At 69.1% G+C, this 17,160-nt stretch carries 15 protein-coding genes and 1 tRNA gene; all 16 read right to left on the reverse strand.

The genetic code is table 11. The features are described 5' to 3' along the window. Positions 1 to 5 precede the first annotated feature (5 nt). Positions 6 to 476, reverse strand: coding sequence for a 30S ribosomal protein S7 (rpsG, locus tag HUT12_RS28465; RefSeq protein ID WP_091079418.1), 471 nt, complete (start codon positions 474 to 476; stop codon positions 6 to 8). A gap of 1 nt (position 477) precedes the next feature. After that, positions 478 to 852: a 30S ribosomal protein S12 gene (gene rpsL / locus HUT12_RS28470; protein WP_007465318.1), complete on the reverse strand. Its 375-nt coding sequence runs from the start codon at positions 850 to 852 to the stop codon at positions 478 to 480. Positions 853 to 1,367: 515 nt separating this feature from the next. Beyond that, positions 1,368 to 1,742 (reverse strand): hypothetical protein, encoded by a 375-nt coding sequence (locus tag HUT12_RS28475; protein WP_131052677.1) that lies wholly within the window; start codon positions 1,740 to 1,742, stop codon positions 1,368 to 1,370. Positions 1,743 to 2,419: 677 nt separating this feature from the next. Next, entirely contained in the window at positions 2,420 to 2,785 is a 366-nt protein-coding gene (locus HUT12_RS28480; RefSeq protein ID WP_131054313.1) for a hypothetical protein, read from the reverse strand. A gap of 102 nt (positions 2,786 to 2,887) precedes the next feature. Further along, a complete protein-coding gene (locus tag HUT12_RS28485) occupies positions 2,888 to 6,775 on the reverse strand; it encodes a DNA-directed RNA polymerase subunit beta' (RefSeq protein WP_131054314.1) in 3,888 nt (1,295 codons plus the stop codon). A 102-nt stretch (positions 6,776 to 6,877) separates the two neighbouring features. Next, positions 6,878 to 10,309 carry a DNA-directed RNA polymerase subunit beta gene (locus HUT12_RS28490; protein ID WP_131054312.1) on the reverse strand — a complete coding sequence of 1,144 codons (3,432 nt, stop codon included), beginning with the start codon at positions 10,307 to 10,309 and terminating at the stop codon, positions 6,878 to 6,880. Between the two features lie 571 nt (positions 10,310 to 10,880). Further along, a complete protein-coding gene (gene rplL / locus HUT12_RS28495; protein ID WP_131054311.1) occupies positions 10,881 to 11,267 on the reverse strand; it encodes a 50S ribosomal protein L7/L12 in 387 nt (128 codons plus the stop codon). Between the two features lie 53 nt (positions 11,268 to 11,320). Continuing rightward, a complete protein-coding gene (gene rplJ / locus HUT12_RS28500; RefSeq protein WP_131054310.1) occupies positions 11,321 to 11,869 on the reverse strand; it encodes a 50S ribosomal protein L10 in 549 nt (182 codons plus the stop codon). Between the two features lie 326 nt (positions 11,870 to 12,195). After that, positions 12,196 to 12,885 (reverse strand): hypothetical protein, encoded by a 690-nt coding sequence (locus HUT12_RS28505; protein WP_176095241.1) that lies wholly within the window; start codon positions 12,883 to 12,885, stop codon positions 12,196 to 12,198. Further along, on the reverse strand, positions 12,882 to 13,670 hold the full coding sequence (locus HUT12_RS28510) for an ABC transporter ATP-binding protein (protein ID WP_176095242.1): 789 nt from the start codon (positions 13,668 to 13,670) through the stop codon (positions 12,882 to 12,884). Before HUT12_RS28510 ends, HUT12_RS28505 begins: the two co-directional genes overlap by 4 nt. An 81-nt stretch (positions 13,671 to 13,751) precedes the next feature. After that, the gene (gene rplA, locus HUT12_RS28515) at positions 13,752 to 14,468 is read right to left on the reverse strand and encodes a 50S ribosomal protein L1 (protein ID WP_131052803.1); all 717 of its coding nucleotides are present in this window, start codon (positions 14,466 to 14,468) and stop codon (positions 13,752 to 13,754) included. An 82-nt stretch (positions 14,469 to 14,550) separates the two neighbouring features. Further along, positions 14,551 to 14,982: a 50S ribosomal protein L11 gene (gene rplK / locus HUT12_RS28520; protein ID WP_131052802.1), complete on the reverse strand. Its 432-nt coding sequence runs from the start codon at positions 14,980 to 14,982 to the stop codon at positions 14,551 to 14,553. A 215-nt stretch (positions 14,983 to 15,197) separates the two neighbouring features. After that, positions 15,198 to 15,920, reverse strand: coding sequence for a transcription termination/antitermination protein NusG (gene nusG, locus HUT12_RS28525; protein WP_131052801.1), 723 nt, complete (start codon positions 15,918 to 15,920; stop codon positions 15,198 to 15,200). A gap of 38 nt (positions 15,921 to 15,958) precedes the next feature. Beyond that, positions 15,959 to 16,357: a preprotein translocase subunit SecE gene (gene secE / locus HUT12_RS28530; RefSeq protein WP_131052800.1), complete on the reverse strand. Its 399-nt coding sequence runs from the start codon at positions 16,355 to 16,357 to the stop codon at positions 15,959 to 15,961. 211 nt (positions 16,358 to 16,568) lie between these two features. Continuing rightward, a tRNA-Trp gene (locus HUT12_RS28535) sits at positions 16,569 to 16,641 on the reverse strand. 126 nt (positions 16,642 to 16,767) lie between these two features. Further along, complete coding sequence (locus HUT12_RS28540) at positions 16,768 to 17,160, reverse strand: MaoC family dehydratase (protein WP_176095243.1); 393 nt, start codon at positions 17,158 to 17,160, stop codon at positions 16,768 to 16,770.

Genomic DNA, 17,160 nt, shown 5'->3' on the forward strand with positions numbered 1-17,160 from the left:
AGCTGTTACCAGCGGTAGTGCGCGAAGGCCTTGTTGGACTCCGCCATCTTGTGCGTGTCCTCGCGCCGCTTGACGGCGGCACCGAGGCCGTTGCTCGCGTCCAGCAGCTCGTTCATCAGCCGCTCGACCATGGTCTTCTCCCGGCGGGCCTTGGAGTAGGTCACCAGCCAGCGCAGGCCGAGGGTGGTCGCCCGGGCCGGACGGACCTCGACCGGCACCTGGTAGGTCGCGCCACCGACACGGCGGCTGCGGACCTCGAGAGTCGGCTTGACGTTGTCCATCGCGCGCTTGAGCGTGACGACCGGGTCGGTGCCGGACTTCTCCCGGCAGCCCTCCAGGGCCGCGTACACGATGCGCTCGGCGAGCTGGCGCTTGCCGCGCAGGAGGATCTTGTTCACCAGCTGGGTGACCAACGGCGAGTTGTACACCGGGTCAGCGACCAGCGGCTTCCGCGGAGCGGGTCCCTTACGCGGCATGTCAGCTCTTCTCCTTCTTGGCGCCGTAGCGGCTGCGCGCCTGCTTGCGGTTACGGACACCCTGGGTGTCCAGCGAACCGCGGACGATCTTGTAACGCACACCGGGGAGGTCCTTCACCCGGCCGCCACGGACGAGCACGATCGAGTGCTCCTGCAGGTTGTGACCCACGCCCGGGATGTAGGCGGTCACCTCGATCTGGCTGCTGAGCTTCACACGAGCGACCTTGCGCAGCGCGGAGTTCGGCTTCTTGGGAGTGGTGGTGTACACACGGGTGCACACGCCGCGCCGCTGAGGGGAACCCTTCAGCGCCGGGGTCTTGGTCTTGGTCGTCTTGGCCTGTCGGCCCTTGCGGACCAGCTGCTGGATCGTGGGCACCGGGTTTCTCCGCTCCCTTCGGCCGCTCACGCGGCCGCGCTCGCTCGGTCGGCCTGATGACCGACCCTCCTACATTCCGACCAGGTCCACCTCGCGGTGGTCCCGGCACCCGCGGTCGGGCGTGTCGCCCGAGCACGGTCCCGGTTCCGGTTCCGACGCTCACGCGGAGGTTCCGGGTTGTGTCACCGGCGCGCGGATCTCCGCCGCCGGGTCTTCTGGCTCAGTCGTGTCGCTGTTCGGATGCCGGTATCACCGGATCCCGCGCACGCACGAGTTGCCCGGGCAAGCCCGGGCGCAAGGGGAAAGAGTACCTACCACAGCCGTGCAGGTCAAAACGGATGACCCGCCGGACTTCTCACTGCTCGCCGGCCGGGCTCGTCACGCCTCACGCCTGTGATGGGCACCTACGGAGACAAGTGTACCGGCTCCGCCGGAAACCGGACCGGTAGCCCCTGGGCGGGACCGATCGGTATCCGGCGCTCGCCCGCTCGTCCCGACCCGACGTGGGCCGGATCTCAGGTCAGCGTCAGCAGCAGCGCCAGCCCCAGGCCCGACAGGCAGAGCAGAAGACCGGCACCACCGCAGCTGATCCCGGCGATCGCCACGCCACGGCCGGTGAACCGGACCGCCGGCGGTGCGGCCGGGCGGCGGATCTGCCGGAGGCCGAGCAGGCCGGCCACCACGGCGCCGGCACCGGTCAGGCTGCCCAGCACGGCGAAGGCACCGGCGGCCCAGGCTCCCCCGCCCGTGCCTCCCCCGACCGCGCCGATGCAGATGGTCAGGAACGAGATCAGGATCGAGGTGATGCCGGCCACCAGCGAGCCGACCGCCAGCCCGGACGTGACCGGGGGTACGTCCAGGTGCACGGTCGCGAACGGGGTACCGGGCACCGGCTCCACCCGTTTGGGCGGCCGGGGACGCTCCTGCGGCGGTGGACCGGCCGCCGGCCCACCCCAGCCCGGCGGCGGGCCGGGAAACGGGGGCGGGCCGAACCCGGGGGCCCCGACCGGCGGCCTCGACTGCGGCGGGCCGAAGCCGGAGTGCCCGTACGGAGGGCCGGGCGGCGGCCCGAACGGTGCGGGGCCGAACCCGGGCGTGGGACCACCCGAGGCCGGTCCGAACGGTGGCGGTCCGAACCCGGGCGAGGAACCGCCCGAAACCGGTCCGGGGTCGGCGCCGACAGCGGGCGAGCCGGCCGGGTCGGCGCCGGCAGTCGGCGGTCCGGGCGGACTCGCCGGCGACGAGTCGGGGGCGGCACCGTGAGCGGACGGTCCGGACGGCGGAGTCTGCGGCGGAGGGGCGTCGGTCGGCGCGTACCCGGACGGGGATGGCGGGACGTGGGGCTCCGGTGCGGGCCCGGGTCGTGGCTGCTCCCCCGGTGCCGCCCCGGCCGCGTCGTCCGAGTGCCCGGACGTGGGCTGGGCGGACTCGCCGCCCTCGGCGCGCGCCGGTTCGGTCACGGGATCTCCTCCTCATCGGCCGCGTCCACCGCCGTGCGACGGACACCGTCAGGCTACCGCCGCGAGTCAGCCCACCGTGCCCGGCGCGATGGCCACCTCGGGCCGGGTCAGTCGACGGTGGGAGCGAAGTCCTGCCCGTAGGGCGCCTCGGCGAGCCGGACCACACCGATCACCAGCAGCGCCACCACGCTCACCGCGACCAGTACCAACCCCGTCCAGGCCAGTCGTTCGCCGCGACGCAGCCAGGCCGCACCGGTCAGGAAACCACCTGACGCGTACGCCTCCCGGCGCGCCTGCCGGGCCAGGTGCAGCGCGACCGTCGCGGGGACCACCCCGCCCAGCAGCAGGCCGGTCATCGCCCCCATCAGCCCGAGCGCGAACACCGCGCGAGCCTTGGTGGCCCGGACCGGATCGGGGTCGAGCGGATGACGTGGCGCCGACTCGGTCGGTGCCGGTCCGGGTGCGATCGTCATGAGCACATGATGCCTGCCCGGGCCGCGCCGCGCGCCGCAGCGGCGGGTACGGACACGAGGAGGCCCCCGGCAGATGCCGGGGGCCTCCCACGTCACACGGTCCTAGCGGTACGACCCGAAGTCGAAGTCGTCCAGCGGAACCGCCTGGCCACTGGCCGGCCCGAAACCGTAGTCGGTCTCCGGGTAGCCGGTCATCGAGTAGACCTTGGCCTTCGCCTCCTCGGTCGGCTCGACCCGGACGTTGCGGTACTTGCTGATGCCGGTACCGGCCGGGATGAGCTTACCGATGATCACGTTCTCCTTGAGACCGATCAGCGAGTCGCTGCGGGCGTGGATCGCCGCGTCGGTCAGCACCCGGGTGGTCTCCTGGAAGGAGGCCGCCGAGAGCCAGGAGTCGGTGGCCAGCGAGGCCTTGGTGATACCCATCAGCACCGGACGCCCAGCGGCGGGCTCGCCGCCCTCTCCGACGAGTCGGCGGTTCTCCGACTCGAACAGCGCCCGGTCGACCAGCACACCCGGCAGGAACTCGGTCGAGCCGGAGTCGATGACCGTCACCCGCTTGAGCATCTGGCGGATGATGATCTCGATGTGCTTGTCGTGGATGAGCACACCCTGCGAGCGGTAGACCTCCTGGACCTCCTGGGTCAGGTGGACCTGGACCGCGCGCGGGCCGAGGATACGGAGCAGCTCGTGGGGGTCGATGGTGCCCTCGGTGAGCTTCTCGCCGACCTCGACGTGGTCGCCGTCGTGCGCCCGCAACCGGACCCGCTTCGAGATCTTGTCGTACACGATCTCGTCGCTGCCGTCGTCGGGGATCACGACGATCTTGCGCGACCGCTCGCCGTCCTCGATCCGGATCCGGCCGGGGGTGTCGGCGATCGGCGCCTTACCCTTCGGGATCCGGGCCTCGAAGATCTCCTGGACACGCGGCAGACCCTGGGTGATGTCCTCACCCGCGACACCACCGGTGTGGAAGGTCCGCATCGTCAGCTGCGTACCCGGCTCACCGATCGACTGGGCCGCGATGATGCCGACCGCCTCGCCGACGTCCACGATCTTGCCGGTCGGCAGCGAGCGGCCGTAGCACGCACCGCAGACGCCCAGCTTCGACTCGCAGGTGAGCACGCTGCGCACCCGGATGTGGTCGACCCCGGCGGCGACGATCTTGTCGACCAGGATCGAGTTGATGTCCGAGCCACGCTCGGCGACGACGGTGCCGTCCGGCCCCTTGATGTCGTCGGCGAGGGTACGGGCGTGCACGCTCGTCTCGGCGTGCTCGTGCACCACCAGCCGGCCGTCGAGCTGCTGACCCACCTGCATCGGGATGGCCCGATCGGTGCCGCAGTCCTCCTCGCGGATGATGACGTCCTGCGAGACGTCCACCAGACGCCGGGTCAGGTAACCCGAGTCGGCGGTACGCAGGGCCGTGTCCGCGAGACCCTTACGGGCACCGTGCGTGGAGATGAAGTACTCCAGCACGGACAGACCCTCCCGGTAGCTGGCCTTGATCGGCCGCGGGATGATCTCGCCCTTCGGGTTGGCCACCAGACCACGGATCGCCGCGATCTGCCGGAGCTGGAGCAGGTTACCGCGAGCACCCGAGTTGATCATCTTCCACAGCGGGTTCTCCTGCGGCAGCGCGGTGTCCATCTCCTTGGCGACCTCGTTGGTCGCCTTGGTCCAGATCTCGATGAGCTCGCCGCGACGCTCCTCGGCGGTCATCAGACCACGCTGGTACTGCTTGTCGATCCGGTCGGCTTCCTTCTCGTACCGCTCCAGGATCTCCCGCTTGCGCGGCGGAGCGATGACGTCCTCCATGCCGATGGTCACGCCGGACCAGGTGGCCCAGTGGAAACCGGCCTCTTTGAGCCCGTCCAGGGTGGCCGCCAGGGCCACCTTGGGGAACCGCTCGGCGAGGTCGTTGACGATCGCGGAGAGCTGACCCTTGCGGATCTCGTAGTTCACGAACCGGTAGCCCTGCGGCAGGGTCTCGTTGAACAGCACCCGGCCGAGCGTGGTCTCCACGGTCAGCGGCTCACCCTGAACCCAGCCCTCGGGCGCGGTCCACGGCTGCCCACCGACGCCGTTGTCCACCTCGACCACGTTCCGCAGCCGGATCTTGACCGGCGCCTGCAGGTGCAGCTCGCCGTTGTCGTACGCCATCCGTGCCTCGGCGTCCGAGCTGAACGCCCGTCCCTCCCCGCGCTCACCGGTGGTGAGGTGGGTCAGGTGGTAGAGCCCGATGACCATGTCCTGGGTGGGCATGGTGACCGGCTTGCCGTCGGCCGGCTTGAGGATGTTGTTCGACGACAGCATCAGGATCCGGGCCTCGGCCTGGGCCTCGGCGGAGAGCGGCACGTGCACCGCCATCTGGTCACCGTCGAAGTCCGCGTTGAACGCGGTGCAGACCAGCGGGTGGATCTGGATGGCCTTGCCCTCGACCAGCTGCGGCTCGAATGCCTGGATGCCGAGTCGGTGCAGGGTGGGCGCCCGGTTGAGCAGCACCGGGTGCTCGCCGATGACCTCTTCCAGCACGTCCCACACGACCGGCCGCTGCCGCTCGACCATCCGCTTGGCGGACTTGATGTTCTGTGCGTGGTTCAGGTCGACCAGCCGCTTCATCACGAACGGCTTGAACAGCTCCAGCGCCATCTGCTTGGGCAGGCCGCACTGGTGCAGCTTGAGCTTCGGGCCGACCACGATGACCGAACGGCCGGAGTAGTCGACGCGCTTGCCCAGCAGGTTCTGACGGAACCGGCCCTGCTTGCCCTTGAGCATGTCGGACAGCGACTTCAGCGGGCGGTTACCCGGGCCGGTGACCGGCCGACCGCGGCGGCCGTTGTCGAACAGCGCGTCGACGGCCTCCTGCAGCATCCGCTTCTCGTTGTTGACGATGATCTCGGGCGCGCCGAGGTCGATCAGCCGCTTGAGCCGGTTGTTCCGGTTGATCACGCGGCGGTACAGGTCGTTCAGGTCGCTGGTCGCGAAGCGGCCACCGTCGAGCTGCACCATCGGACGCAGGTCCGGCGGGATCACCGGTACGCAGTCCAGCACCATGCCGAGCGGCGAGTTGCGGGTGTTCTGGAACGCCGCGACGACCTTGAGCCGCTTGAGCGCCCGGATCTTCCGCTGCCCCTTGCCGGTACGGATGGTCTCCCGGAGGTTCTCCGCCTCGGCGGCGAGGTCCATGTTCTGCACCAGGGCCTTGATCGCCTCGGCGCCCATGCCCCCGGTGAAGTACTCGCCGAACCGGTCACGCAGCTCGCGGTAGAGCAGCTCGTCGGTGACCAGCTGCTTCGAGTCGAGCTTGCGGAAGGTGTCCAGCACCTCGTCGAGGCGGTCGATCTCGCGCTGGGCCCGGTCGCGGATCTGGCGCATCTCGCGCTCTCCGCCCTCCTTGACCTTGCGCCGGACGTCCGCCTTCGCGCCCTCGGCCTCCAGCTCGGCCAGGTCGGCCTCGAGCTTGGCGGCCCGCTTCTCGATCTCCGAGTCGCGGCTGTTCTCGGACTGCCGCTTCTCGGCCAGGATCTCGTTCTCGATGGTCGAGAGGTCACGGTGACGCGCTTCGGCGTCAACGCTCGTCACGACGTACGAGGCGAAGTAAATGATCTTTTCGAGGTCCTTCGGGGCGAGGTCCAGCAGGTAACCCAGCCGGCTCGGCACGCCCTTGAAGTACCAGATGTGGGTCACCGGCGCGGCGAGCTCGATGTGGCCCATCCGCTCCCGGCGGACCTTGGAGCGGGTCACCTCGACGCCGCAGCGCTCACAGATGATGCCCTTGAACCGGACCCGCTTGTACTTGCCGCAGTAGCACTCCCAGTCCCGCTGAGGACCGAAGATCTTCTCGCAGAAGAGCCCGTCCTTCTCCGGCTTCAGGGTGCGGTAGTTGATCGTCTCGGGCTTCTTGACCTCGCCGTGCGACCACTGACGGATGTCGTCGGCGGTCGCCAGCCCAATTCGCAACTCGTCGAAAAAGTTGACGTCGAGCACGTTCATTCCCTCACACGTCGCTTGTTGCGCTAGCAGCTGACCGGGTCCGGGCCCGGGACGGGGTGACCTCCGAAGGGGCCGCCCCGTCACCGGACCGCAACGTCACACTTCCTCGACCGAGCTCGGCTCGCGCCGGGAAAGGTCGATACCCAGCTCCTCCGCGGCCCGGAAGACCTCGTCGTCGGTCTCGCGCATCTCCAGGGCCACACCGTCGCTGGAGAGCACCTCGACATTGAGGCACAGCGACTGCAGCTCCTTGAGCAGCACCTTGAACGACTCGGGAATGCCCGGCTCGGGGATGTTCTCGCCCTTGACGATCGCCTCGTAGACCTTGACCCGGCCCAGGACGTCGTCGGACTTGATCGTCAGCAGCTCCTGCAGGGCGTACGCGGCACCGTAGGCCTGCATCGCCCAGCACTCCATCTCACCGAAGCGCTGGCCACCGAACTGCGCCTTACCACCCAACGGCTGCTGCGTGATCATCGAGTACGGACCGGTCGACCGTGCGTGGATCTTGTCGTCGACCAGGTGGTTGAGCTTCAGGATGTAGATGTAGCCGACCGCGATCGGGTCCGGCAGCGGCTCGCCGGAGCGACCGTCGAACAGCTGCGCCTTACCGCTGGCACCGATCAGCTGGTTGCCGTCCCGGTTGGGCAGGGTCGACGCGAGCAGACCGGAGATCTCCTCCTCGCGGGCACCGTCGAAGACCGGCGTGGCCACGTTGGTGTCCGGCTCGGACTCGTCCGCACCGATCCCCTGGAGCTGACGCTTCCACTCCGCGTCGTCGCCGTCGACCTTCCAACCGGTCTTGGCCACCCAGCCCAGGTGGGTCTCGAGTACCTGGCCGATGTTCATCCGGCTCGGCACACCCAGCGGGTTGAGCACGATGTCGACCGGGGTGCCGTCCTCCAGGAACGGCATGTCCTCGACCGGCAGGATCTTGGAGATGACGCCCTTGTTGCCGTGCCGGCCGGCGAGCTTGTCGCCGTCCTGGATCTTCCGCTTCTGGGCGACGTAGACCCGGACCAGCTCGTTGACGCCCGGCGGCAGTTCGTCGCCGTCCTCGCGGGAGAAGGTACGCACGCCGATGACCGTGCCGGTCTCACCGTGCGGCACCTTCAGCGAGGTGTCCCGGACCTCACGCGCCTTCTCACCGAAGATCGCGCGGAGCAGCCGCTCCTCCGGAGTCAGCTCGGTCTCGCCCTTCGGGGTGACCTTGCCGACCAGGATGTCGCCGGGGACGACCTCGGCACCGATCCGGATGATCCCGCGCTCGTCGAGGTCGGCGAGCATCTCCTCGCTGACGTTCGGGATGTCGCGGGTGATCTCCTCCGGGCCGAGCTTGGTGTCCCGCGCGTCGACCTCGTGCTCCTCGATGTGGATCGAGGTGAGCACGTCCTGCTGTACGAGGCGCTGCGACAGGATGATCGCGTCCTCGTAGTTGTGGCCCTCCCAGCACATGAACGCCACGAGCAGGTTGCGCCCGAGCGCCATCTCGCCCTCGTCGGTGCACGGCCCGTCGGCGACCACCTGGCCGGCCTCGACCCGGTCACCCTCGAAGACGACCGGCTTCTGGTTGACGCAGGAGCCGGCGTTGGAGCGGCGGAACTTGTGCAGGAGGTACGTCCGGCGGTGGCCGTCGTCCTGGTGGACGGTGATGTAGTCGGCGCAGAGGTCCTCGACCACGCCACCGACCTCGGCCACCACCACGTCACCGGCGTCGACCGCGGCACGGTACTCCATGCCGGTGCCGACCAGCGGCGACTCCGCCTTGACCAGCGGGACCGCCTGACGCTGCATGTTGGCGCCCATCAGGGCCCGGTTCGCGTCGTCGTGCTCCAGGAACGGGATCATCGCGGTCGCGACCGAGGTCATCTGCCTCGGCGACACGTCCATGTAGTCCACCGCACCCGGCGCGACGTCCTCGGTCTCGCCGCCCTTACGGCGGACCAGGACGCGGTCCTCGGCGAACGTGCCGTCGGCCCGCAGCGGCGCGTTGGCCTGCGCCTTGACGAACCGGTCCTCCTCGTCCGCGGTCAGGTAGTCGATCTGGTCGGTGACCCGACCGTCGACGACCTTCCGGTACGGCGTCTCGATGAAGCCGAACGGGTTGACCCGGGCGAAGGTGGACAGCGCGCCGATCAGACCGATGTTCGGGCCTTCCGGCGTCTCGATCGGGCACATCCGGCCGTAGTGGGACGGGTGCACGTCGCGGACCTCGAAGCCGGCCCGCTCCCGGGACAGACCACCCGGGCCGAGCGCGCTCAGCCGACGCCGGTGGGTCAGGCCCGCCAGCGGGTTGGTCTGGTCCATGAACTGGGACAGCTGCGAGGTGCCGAAGAACTCCCGGATCGCGGCGACCACGGGGCGGATGTTGATCAGGGTCTGCGGCGTGATCGCCTCGACGTCCTGAGTCGTCATCCGCTCGCGGACGACCCGCTCCATCCGGGACAGACCGACCCGAACCTGGTTCTGGATCAGCTCGCCCACGGTACGCAGGCGCCGGTTGCCGAAGTGGTCGATGTCGTCGGCCTCGTAGCCCTCCTCACCGGCGTGCAGCCGGCAGAGGTACTCCACGGTGGCGACGATGTCGTCCTCGGTCAGCGTGCCGGTGGTGATCGGCACGCTCACTTCGAGCTTCTTGTTGAACTTGTACCGACCGACCTTGGCGACGTCGTACCGCTTCGGGTTGAAGAAGAGGTTGTCGAGCAGGGTCTGGGCGTTCTCGCGGGTCGGCGGCTCGCCAGGGCGCAACTTCCGGTAGATGTCGAGTAGCGCCTCGTCCTGGCCGGCGATGTGGTCCTTCTCGAGCGTGGTCATCATCAGCTCGGACCAGCCGAACTTCTCGCGGATCCGCTCGGCCGACCATCCGACGGCCTTGAGCAGGACCGTGACGGCCTGCCGACGCTTACGGTCGATGCGTACGCCGACCGTGTCGCGCTTGTCGATGTCGAACTCCAGCCAGGCACCCCGGCTGGGGATGACCTTGACGCTGGAGAGGTCGCGGTCGGAGGTCTTGTCCGGCTGCTTGTCGAAGTAGACGCCCGGCGAGCGGACGAGCTGGCTGACCACGACGCGCTCGGTGCCGTTGATGATGAAGGTGCCCTTCGGCGTCATCATCGGGAAGTCACCCATGAACACCGTCTGGCTCTTGATCTCGCCGGTGGTGTTGTTGGTGAACTCCGCGGTCACGAAGAGCGGCGCGCAGTAGGTCAGGTCCTTCTCCTTGCACTCCTCGATCGAGGCCTTGACCTCGTCGAAGCGCGGTGCCGAGAAGGAAAGCGACATGGTGCCAGAGAAGTCCTCAATGGGACTGATCTCGTCGAGGATTTCCGCGAGACCCGAGCGTGCGTGCGGGTCGTCCGCCGACCGGCCCTGCCAACCCTCGTTGCCGACGAGCCAGTCGAAGGACTCGTTCTGAATGGCAAGGAGGTTGGGGACCTCGAGGTGTTCGGTGATCCGACCGAAGGAAACTCGGCGGGGAGCGAATGCGCTCGACGTACGACTGGTCTTCGCAGGGCGGGAAGCTGCCAAGATGCGTCCTTCCGAGGACCGGTGCTGCAGAACGGCTGGTACGCGTGCACTCCAATGACCCCACCAGAAAATATCCACAAACGGACATTTCCGAGCAGGGGTCAAGTCGGAAGGCAGCGCAAACTAGCAGTGTAGCCGAGAGGCTAACCGCTGTCCAGCCCACCCCGCAGGAAGTTGCGGAACGAGCCTCGGGACCCTGGAAACGGGTCACACCGGGCCGCTCGGAACGCAACGTCCCTGCCGGGCCGCCCAGATGTCTGCGGCGGTGGTGCTGCCGCTTCATACCCAGCCGGTGGCCGTCGCAAGCGCGGAAGGTCTTGCTGATGTCAGCGTGCCTGGGAGTCCATGGTCGCGTCAAGGCCCGGTGCCGCCATCCGACGGTCTTTCCCACCCACGGGCGAAACCACTGCCGTTCGGGCCCGCGCCCGCCGCGATGCACACGCCCTGCTCATGACCGGTTCCGGGCAGTGAAACCACACGGCGGGCGCCGATCCGAGATCCGGATCGTCGCCCGCCGCGATGTGGGTGTGCCCCGGCTCACGTGAGCCGGTACGCCCGGGTGAGGCTCAGGTCACTTGAGGGTGACCTTGGCGCCCTCGCCCTCCAGCTTGGCCTTGGCCTTGTCGGCGGCCTCCTTGTTGACCTTCTCGAGGATCGCCTTCGGCGCGGCCTCGACCAGGTCCTTGGCCTCCTTGAGGCCCAGGCCGGTCAGCTCACGCACGACCTTGATGACCTGGATCTTCTTGCCACCGTCGGCGTCGAGGATGACGTCGAACTCGTCCTTCTCCGGCTCGGCCTCGGCGGCAGCGCCACCCTGGGCCGGGCCCGCCGCCATCGCGACCGGGGCGGCGGCGGTGACCTCGAAGGTCTCCTCGAACTGCTTCACGAACTCGGAGAGCTCGATCAGCGTCATCTCCTTGAACGCGTCGAGCAGCTCTTCGGTGCTGAGCTTCGCCATATCTGGCGTCCTTTCTGAATGGTTAACTAAGAACGTGGGTGCGCCGCGCGGCCTCAGGCCGCCTCGGCGCCCTCCTGCTCACGCTTCTTGTCCTGCAGGGCGGCCGCCAGACGGGCGGTCTTCGACAGCGGGGCCTGGAACAGGGCCGCGGCCTTGCTCAGGTTGCCCTTCATCGCGCCGGCCAGCTTGGCCAGCAGCACCTCACGGGACTCCAGGTCGGCGAGCTTCGTGACCTCGGCCGCGGAAATGGCCTTGCCCTCGAAGACGCCGCCCTTGATGACGAGCTTCGGGTTGGACTTCGCGAAGTCGCGAAGCCCCTTCGCCGCCTCGACGACGTCGCCCGAAACGAAAGTCAGCGCGGTAGGACCGGTGAACAGCTCGTCGAGGCCGGAGATACCCGCATCTGCCGCAGCACGCTTGGCCAGCGTGTTCTTGGCGACGGTGTAGGTGGTCTCCTTGCCGAGCGAGCGCCGCAGCTGGGTGAGCTGGGAAACCGTCAGACCGCGGTACTCGGTCAGCACGGTGGCACCCGCGCTGCGGAAGTTCTCCGTCAGCTCAGCAACGGCCGAGGCCTTGTCGGCCCGGATCGGCTTGTCCGCCATGTCCCTCCTCTCTCGTTACTCGAGGCTGGTCACCGTCGCAGACAGGCGCCTGTGACGGGGACGGAGGCATCGCGGCAACAGAAAAGCCCCGGCGCAGGGCGCACGGGGCGAGGTCGGCGGAGATCATCGCAGTCGGCGGACCACGGGGACTCTGCCAGTTTTCGCTTGCCGCCCTACGCGGGTCGCCCGTCTTCGCGGACCTTCGACCGTGCCGGAGCACGGTGACCAGCGGTCTCTGGGTGGAACTTCGCGGCCTAGGTTACGCCCTACTCCCGGTAGCCGCCAAATCGCCCCGGAGTGCGCTCGGTCACCACGGACGGTGAACGTCAGGCACGTCGATGGCGGGCACGCCGACAACCCGCCAGAAGCACGGCCGCCCAACCGAGCGCCCAGGCGGTCACCAGCACCCCGGTCGCCCACGACAGGGACCCCGCCAGCGCCCGCGCGGTGGTCAGCAACGGCGGGGCCAGCCACCGGAGCGCCGGGTCGACGCGGCCGAACACCAGGGCGAGGACCACACCGAGGACGAGCACCGCGACGCCGTACCCGGCGCTGCGCGTGACCGCCCGGCCGGCGAGGGCACCGAGCGCCACGGCAGCCGGCAGGGCGATCAGGTGCGCCCAGAGGCCGAGTGCCAGGCCGGCGACGATGGACCGGTCGTCCGGTCCGGTCGGCACGGCCATCCCGCCGAGCAGCCACGGGATCACCAGCGCGACCGCGATCAGACCCAGACCTGCGGTCGCCGCGGCGAGCAGTCCGGCCGCCCACTCCCGCGTCGGCCCGAGCGCGACCACGGCCAGCCGACGCTGAGCGTCCGGCTCCACGTCCAGCAGGATCTTGGTCTGCCAGGCCAGGACCGGAAAGAGGACCACCGCCGACACGCCGTAGGCCTCGGCCGGCTCGGCGCGGCCACCGCCGTAGAGGATGCCCAACACGAGCAGGCCGGCCAGGACCGGTGCCAGCGCCCGTCCGGTACGCAGGAAGCCCGCGAGCCGGAACCGGACCAGCGCGATCACGGCGCCACCTCGGAGGCCGCCCCGGCCAACGACTCGGTGACCTCCGACGACGCGTCGTGTCCGCGTACCCGGAGGACGCGGTGACCGTCGGCGCGCAGCCGGCGCACGGCGTCGGCGACGTCGGCAGCCGGGACCGCCACCTCCACCACGACGGTGGCCTCCGCACCGGCCCACGGCCCCTCGGCCACCGTCTGACCGTCGACGGTCCACTGCCGGGCACCCGGCAGGCGGGCCGTCTCACCGCGATGATCGCTGACCAGTACCGCACCGCCCTCGGCCAGCACCTCGCCCACGACCTCGGGGACCAGTTCGCGGGCAGCGGCGTCCAGGCCCTCCCAGGGCTCGTCGAGGACGAGCAGTCCCGGCGGGCGCAGCAGTGCCTGGGCCAGACCGACCTTCTGCGCGGTGCCCTTCGAGAGCTGGGGCAGCCGGCTGGCCCGGAAGGGTCCGAGACCGAGGCGCTCGACCCAGTGGTGCACCGCCCGGCCCGCCTCGTCACGAGCGAGTCCACGCACCCGGGCTGCCGCGTCGAGGTATCCCTCGACGGTGAAGGGCTGGTCGGCGGGAAAACGTTCCGGTACCCAGCCCACCACGGCCGGTCGATCGCGCACCCGCCCCCGGGACGGCGGCAGGATCCCGGCGACGAGTTGCAGCAGCGTCGACTTGCCGGCGCCGTTGCGCCCGTGCACCACCACCGCCTCGCCGGGCGCGATCTCGATCGTCACCGATCGAAGCACCCAGGGACCGGGACGGCGGTACCGCAGCCAGACGTCCTCCAGTCGCATCAGGCGAGCTTGCCACCTCGGTCACGGTGAAGGGGCCCCGCCACGGTCGTGTGGCGGGGCCCCTCGAGGCGTTCGTCCTGCTCAGCTGTCGGCCGAGCCCTCCTGCAGGTTCTTCACCAGGTTCGGGTCGATCGGCACGCCCGGGCCCATGGTCGTGGTGAGGGTGACCTTCTTGAGGTACTTGCCCTTCGCCGCGGACGGCTTGGCCCGCAGCACCTCGTCCAGGACCGCCACGTAGTTGTCCACCAGCTGGGTCTCGGAGAACGAGGCCTTGCCGATGATCAGGTGCAGGTTGGAGTGCTTGTCCACCCGGAAGGTGATCTTGCCGCCCTTGATGTCCGCGACCGCCTTGGTGACGTCCATGGTCACCGTGCCGGTCTTCGGGTTCGGCATCAGACCGCGCGGGCCCAGGATCCGCGCGATCCGGCCGATCTTGGCCATCTGGTCCGGCGTGGCGATCGCCGCGTCGAAGTCCAACCAACCGCCCTGGATCCGGGCGACCAACTCGTCGGTACCCACCTCGTCGGCACCGGCGGCGACGGCCTCCTCGGCCTTCGCGCCGGCGGCGAAGACGATCACGCGGGCGGTCTTACCGGTGCCGTGCGGCAGGTTGACCGTGCCGCGGACCATCTGGTCCGCCTTGCGGGGGTCGACGCCGAGGCGCATGGCGACCTCGACCGTGGCGTCGAACTTGACGTTGGTCGTCTCCTTGGCCAGCTTCACGGCCTCGGCGGGGGTGTAGAGCTTCGACCGGTCGATGACCTCGGCGGCCTTGCGGTAGCTCTTGCTGCGCTGCATTTCTGTCTACTCCTGTGGTTTCTGGCGGGCCGCGGTGCTCGCGCGCCCTCCCACGATCCGTACGGGTCGCTGGTGACCGAGATCAGTCGGTGACGTTCAGGCCCATCGACCGGGCGGTGCCGGCGATGATCTTCTCAGCCTGGTCGAGGTCGTTGGCGTTGAGGTCGGCCATCTTCTTCTCGGCGATCTCACGCAGCTGGGCGCGGGTCACCGAGCCGACCTTCTGGGTGTGCGGGACGCCCGAGCCCTTCGCCACACCAGCGGCCTTGATCAGCAGCCGGGCGGCGGGCGGGGTCTTCAGCACGAAGGTGAAGGACCGGTCCTCGTACACGCTGATCTCGGCGGGGACGACATCGCCCCGCTGCGACTCGGTCTGCGCGTTGTAGGACTTGCAGAACTCCATGATGTTCACGCCGTGCTGACCGAGCGCAGGGCCCACCGGCGGCGCCGGGGTGGCCTGGCCCGCCGGCAGCTGAAGCGTGAACGTCTTGACGAGCTTCTTCTTCGGAGGCATGTCACTTCCTGGGGCTTGGAACTGGGAATTGTTCGCACCGACGTCGCCGTCGAGCGCGCACGGTCAGCGCGTGTGGGACGGCGGCGACGTTCTAGGGTAGCGCAGGTCGGAATCCACCCGCCCACAGAGGTTGCCCGACGGGGGCGGGACGGGCCAGACGAACGACGGCGACCGCCGACGACGACCCTCTGGGCCGTCGCCGACGGTCGATGCGATCAGATCTTGGCGACCTGGTTGAAGTTCAGCTCCACCGGCGTCTCCCGGCCGAAGATCGACACCAGCACCTTGAGCTTCTGCTGGTCGGCGTTGATCTCACTGATCGTGGCCGGCAGCGACGCGAAGGCGCCGTCGGTGACCGTCACCGAGTCGCCGACCTCGAAGTCGAGGACCTTGATCTCCGGCTTGGCCTTCTTCTGCTCGGTCTCGACGGACGGCGCCAGCCACTTCAGCACCTCGTCGAGGCTCAGCGGGGCCGGACGGTCGGCCCGGTCCGTGGCACCCACGAAGCCGGTCACCCCGGGCGTGTTGCGCACGCAGGAGTAGGACTCGGCGGTCAGCTCCATCCGGACCAGGATGTAGCCCGGGAAGACCTTCGCCTGGACCTGGGACCGCTTGCCGTTCTTGACCTCGACCTCTTCCCGGGTCGGCACCTCGACCTGGTAGATGTAGTCCTCCATGTCGAGGGACGTGATCCGGGTCTCGAGGTTGGTCTTGACCTTGTTCTCATAGCCGGCGTACGAGTGCACCACATACCAGTCGCCCGGCGCGTAGCGCAGCTTCTGCCGCAGCTCCGCGACCGGGTCGTAGTCCTCGTCGGGTGCGGGCTCCGTCGTCGCGAACTCCGGCTCGCTGGCGGCCTCGACCGACTCGTCGTTCGCCGCCGTCGCCACCGTGGACTGCTCGTCCGGGGTCTCGGCGGTCTCGTCGTACTCAGGCACGCTTGCTCACTTCCGTCACTATCGGCACAGTCAGCCGGTCAGCTGGGGTTGCCGAAGACCCACAACACGCCCTTCGCGAAGGCGTAGTCAAGGCCGGCCACGATCGTCAGCATCATCGCGACGAATGCGACCACCACGGCCGTGTAGGTCAGCAGCTCCTTGCGCGTCGGCCAGATGACCTTACGCAGTTCGGCCACGACCTCGCGGATGAAACGCGCGACGCGGCCGAACAGGCCCACCTTGTCGGCATCGGCACGCGTCTTCGACCGGCTGTCGGCGGAATCCGCCTTCGCCCGTTCGCGGGTGGCGGTGCCGCCCCGCGATACCAGATCGTCCGCGTCGGTGGCGTCGTCGTCGGCACCGTCACCGTCGTTGACCACCTCGTCGTTCAGGCGGTCGTCGTCGGCGTCCTCGCCGCGCCGCTTGTTGTCGGCCACTTCGCCCTCCGTCGCGGGATGTCGGGGTCGCACGCGGTACGCGTACGCGGCGCTGGTCACGCCGGCCGGACCAACCGTCCCGGGACGGGCCGCGGCCGGCGGATCAACCGGAGGGGCCCCGATGCCTCGGAACCTCTCCGCCGATGCCACCACCACGGGCCGCACGCCACCGAGCGGTGACGCGACCCACGGAACGGTCAGGCCTGAGGCGCAGGGGTGACAGGACTTGAACCTGCAGCCTGCGGTTTTGGAGACCGCTGCTCTGCCAATTGAGCTACACCCCTGTGTGGCAACGTTCGTCCCACCCGGTCACACGACCAGGCAGGAGTCACTTGCCCCACGGCGGACCAGTGTACGGGTAGGGACCCGACTTTCCCAACCGGTCTGCCGATCGCGGCGAGCGGTGCCGGTCAGCCCGTCGTCCGCACGATGGCCCGCGCCTGCGACAACACCTTCTCGCCCTGACAGGTGGCGGTGATGTCGAGCCTGGTCAGGCCCGCATCGGTGACCTCGCGGACGACTGCGGTCACCACGATCTCGGTGCCCTGGTCGTCGTCCGGCACCACCACCGGACGGGTGAACCGGACGTTGTAGTCGACCACCGCGTCGGGTCCACCGGCCCAGGCGGTGACGGCCCTGCCGACCAGCGCCATGGTGAACATGCCGTGCGCGATCACGCCCGGCAGACCGACCTTGGTGGCGAACCTGTCGTTCCAGTGGATCGGGTTGAAGTCGCCCGAGGCGCCGGCGTAGCGGACCAGGTCCGCCCGGGTCACTCGGAACGTCTGGGTGGTCAGCTCCAT

It is taken from the genome of Verrucosispora sp. NA02020 (assembly GCF_013364215.1).
GTDB lineage: Bacteria > Actinomycetota > Actinomycetes > Mycobacteriales > Micromonosporaceae > Micromonospora.

What these genes read in the sequence shown, in the direction of transcription:
- HUT12_RS28510 (WP_176095242.1), bottom strand. Translation starts at nt 13,670, where the DNA reads ATGCGACTGGAGGACGTCTGGCTGCGGTACCGCCGTCCCGGTCCCTGG.
- rplK (WP_131052802.1), bottom strand. Translation starts at nt 14,982, where the DNA reads ATGCCTCCGAAGAAGAAGCTCGTCAAGACGTTCACGCTTCAGCTGCCG.
- rplA (WP_131052803.1), bottom strand. Translation starts at nt 14,468, where the DNA reads ATGCAGCGCAGCAAGAGCTACCGCAAGGCCGCCGAGGTCATCGACCGG.
- rplL (WP_131054311.1), bottom strand. Translation starts at nt 11,267, where the DNA reads ATGGCGAAGCTCAGCACCGAAGAGCTGCTCGACGCGTTCAAGGAGATG.
- HUT12_RS28540 (WP_176095243.1), bottom strand. Translation starts at nt 17,160, where the DNA reads ATGGAGCTGACCACCCAGACGTTCCGAGTGACCCGGGCGGACCTGGTC.
- rplJ (WP_131054310.1), bottom strand. Translation starts at nt 11,869, where the DNA reads ATGGCGGACAAGCCGATCCGGGCCGACAAGGCCTCGGCCGTTGCTGAG.
- rpsG (WP_091079418.1), bottom strand. Translation starts at nt 476, where the DNA reads ATGCCGCGTAAGGGACCCGCTCCGCGGAAGCCGCTGGTCGCTGACCCG.
- HUT12_RS28480 (WP_131054313.1), bottom strand. Translation starts at nt 2,785, where the DNA reads ATGACGATCGCACCCGGACCGGCACCGACCGAGTCGGCGCCACGTCAT.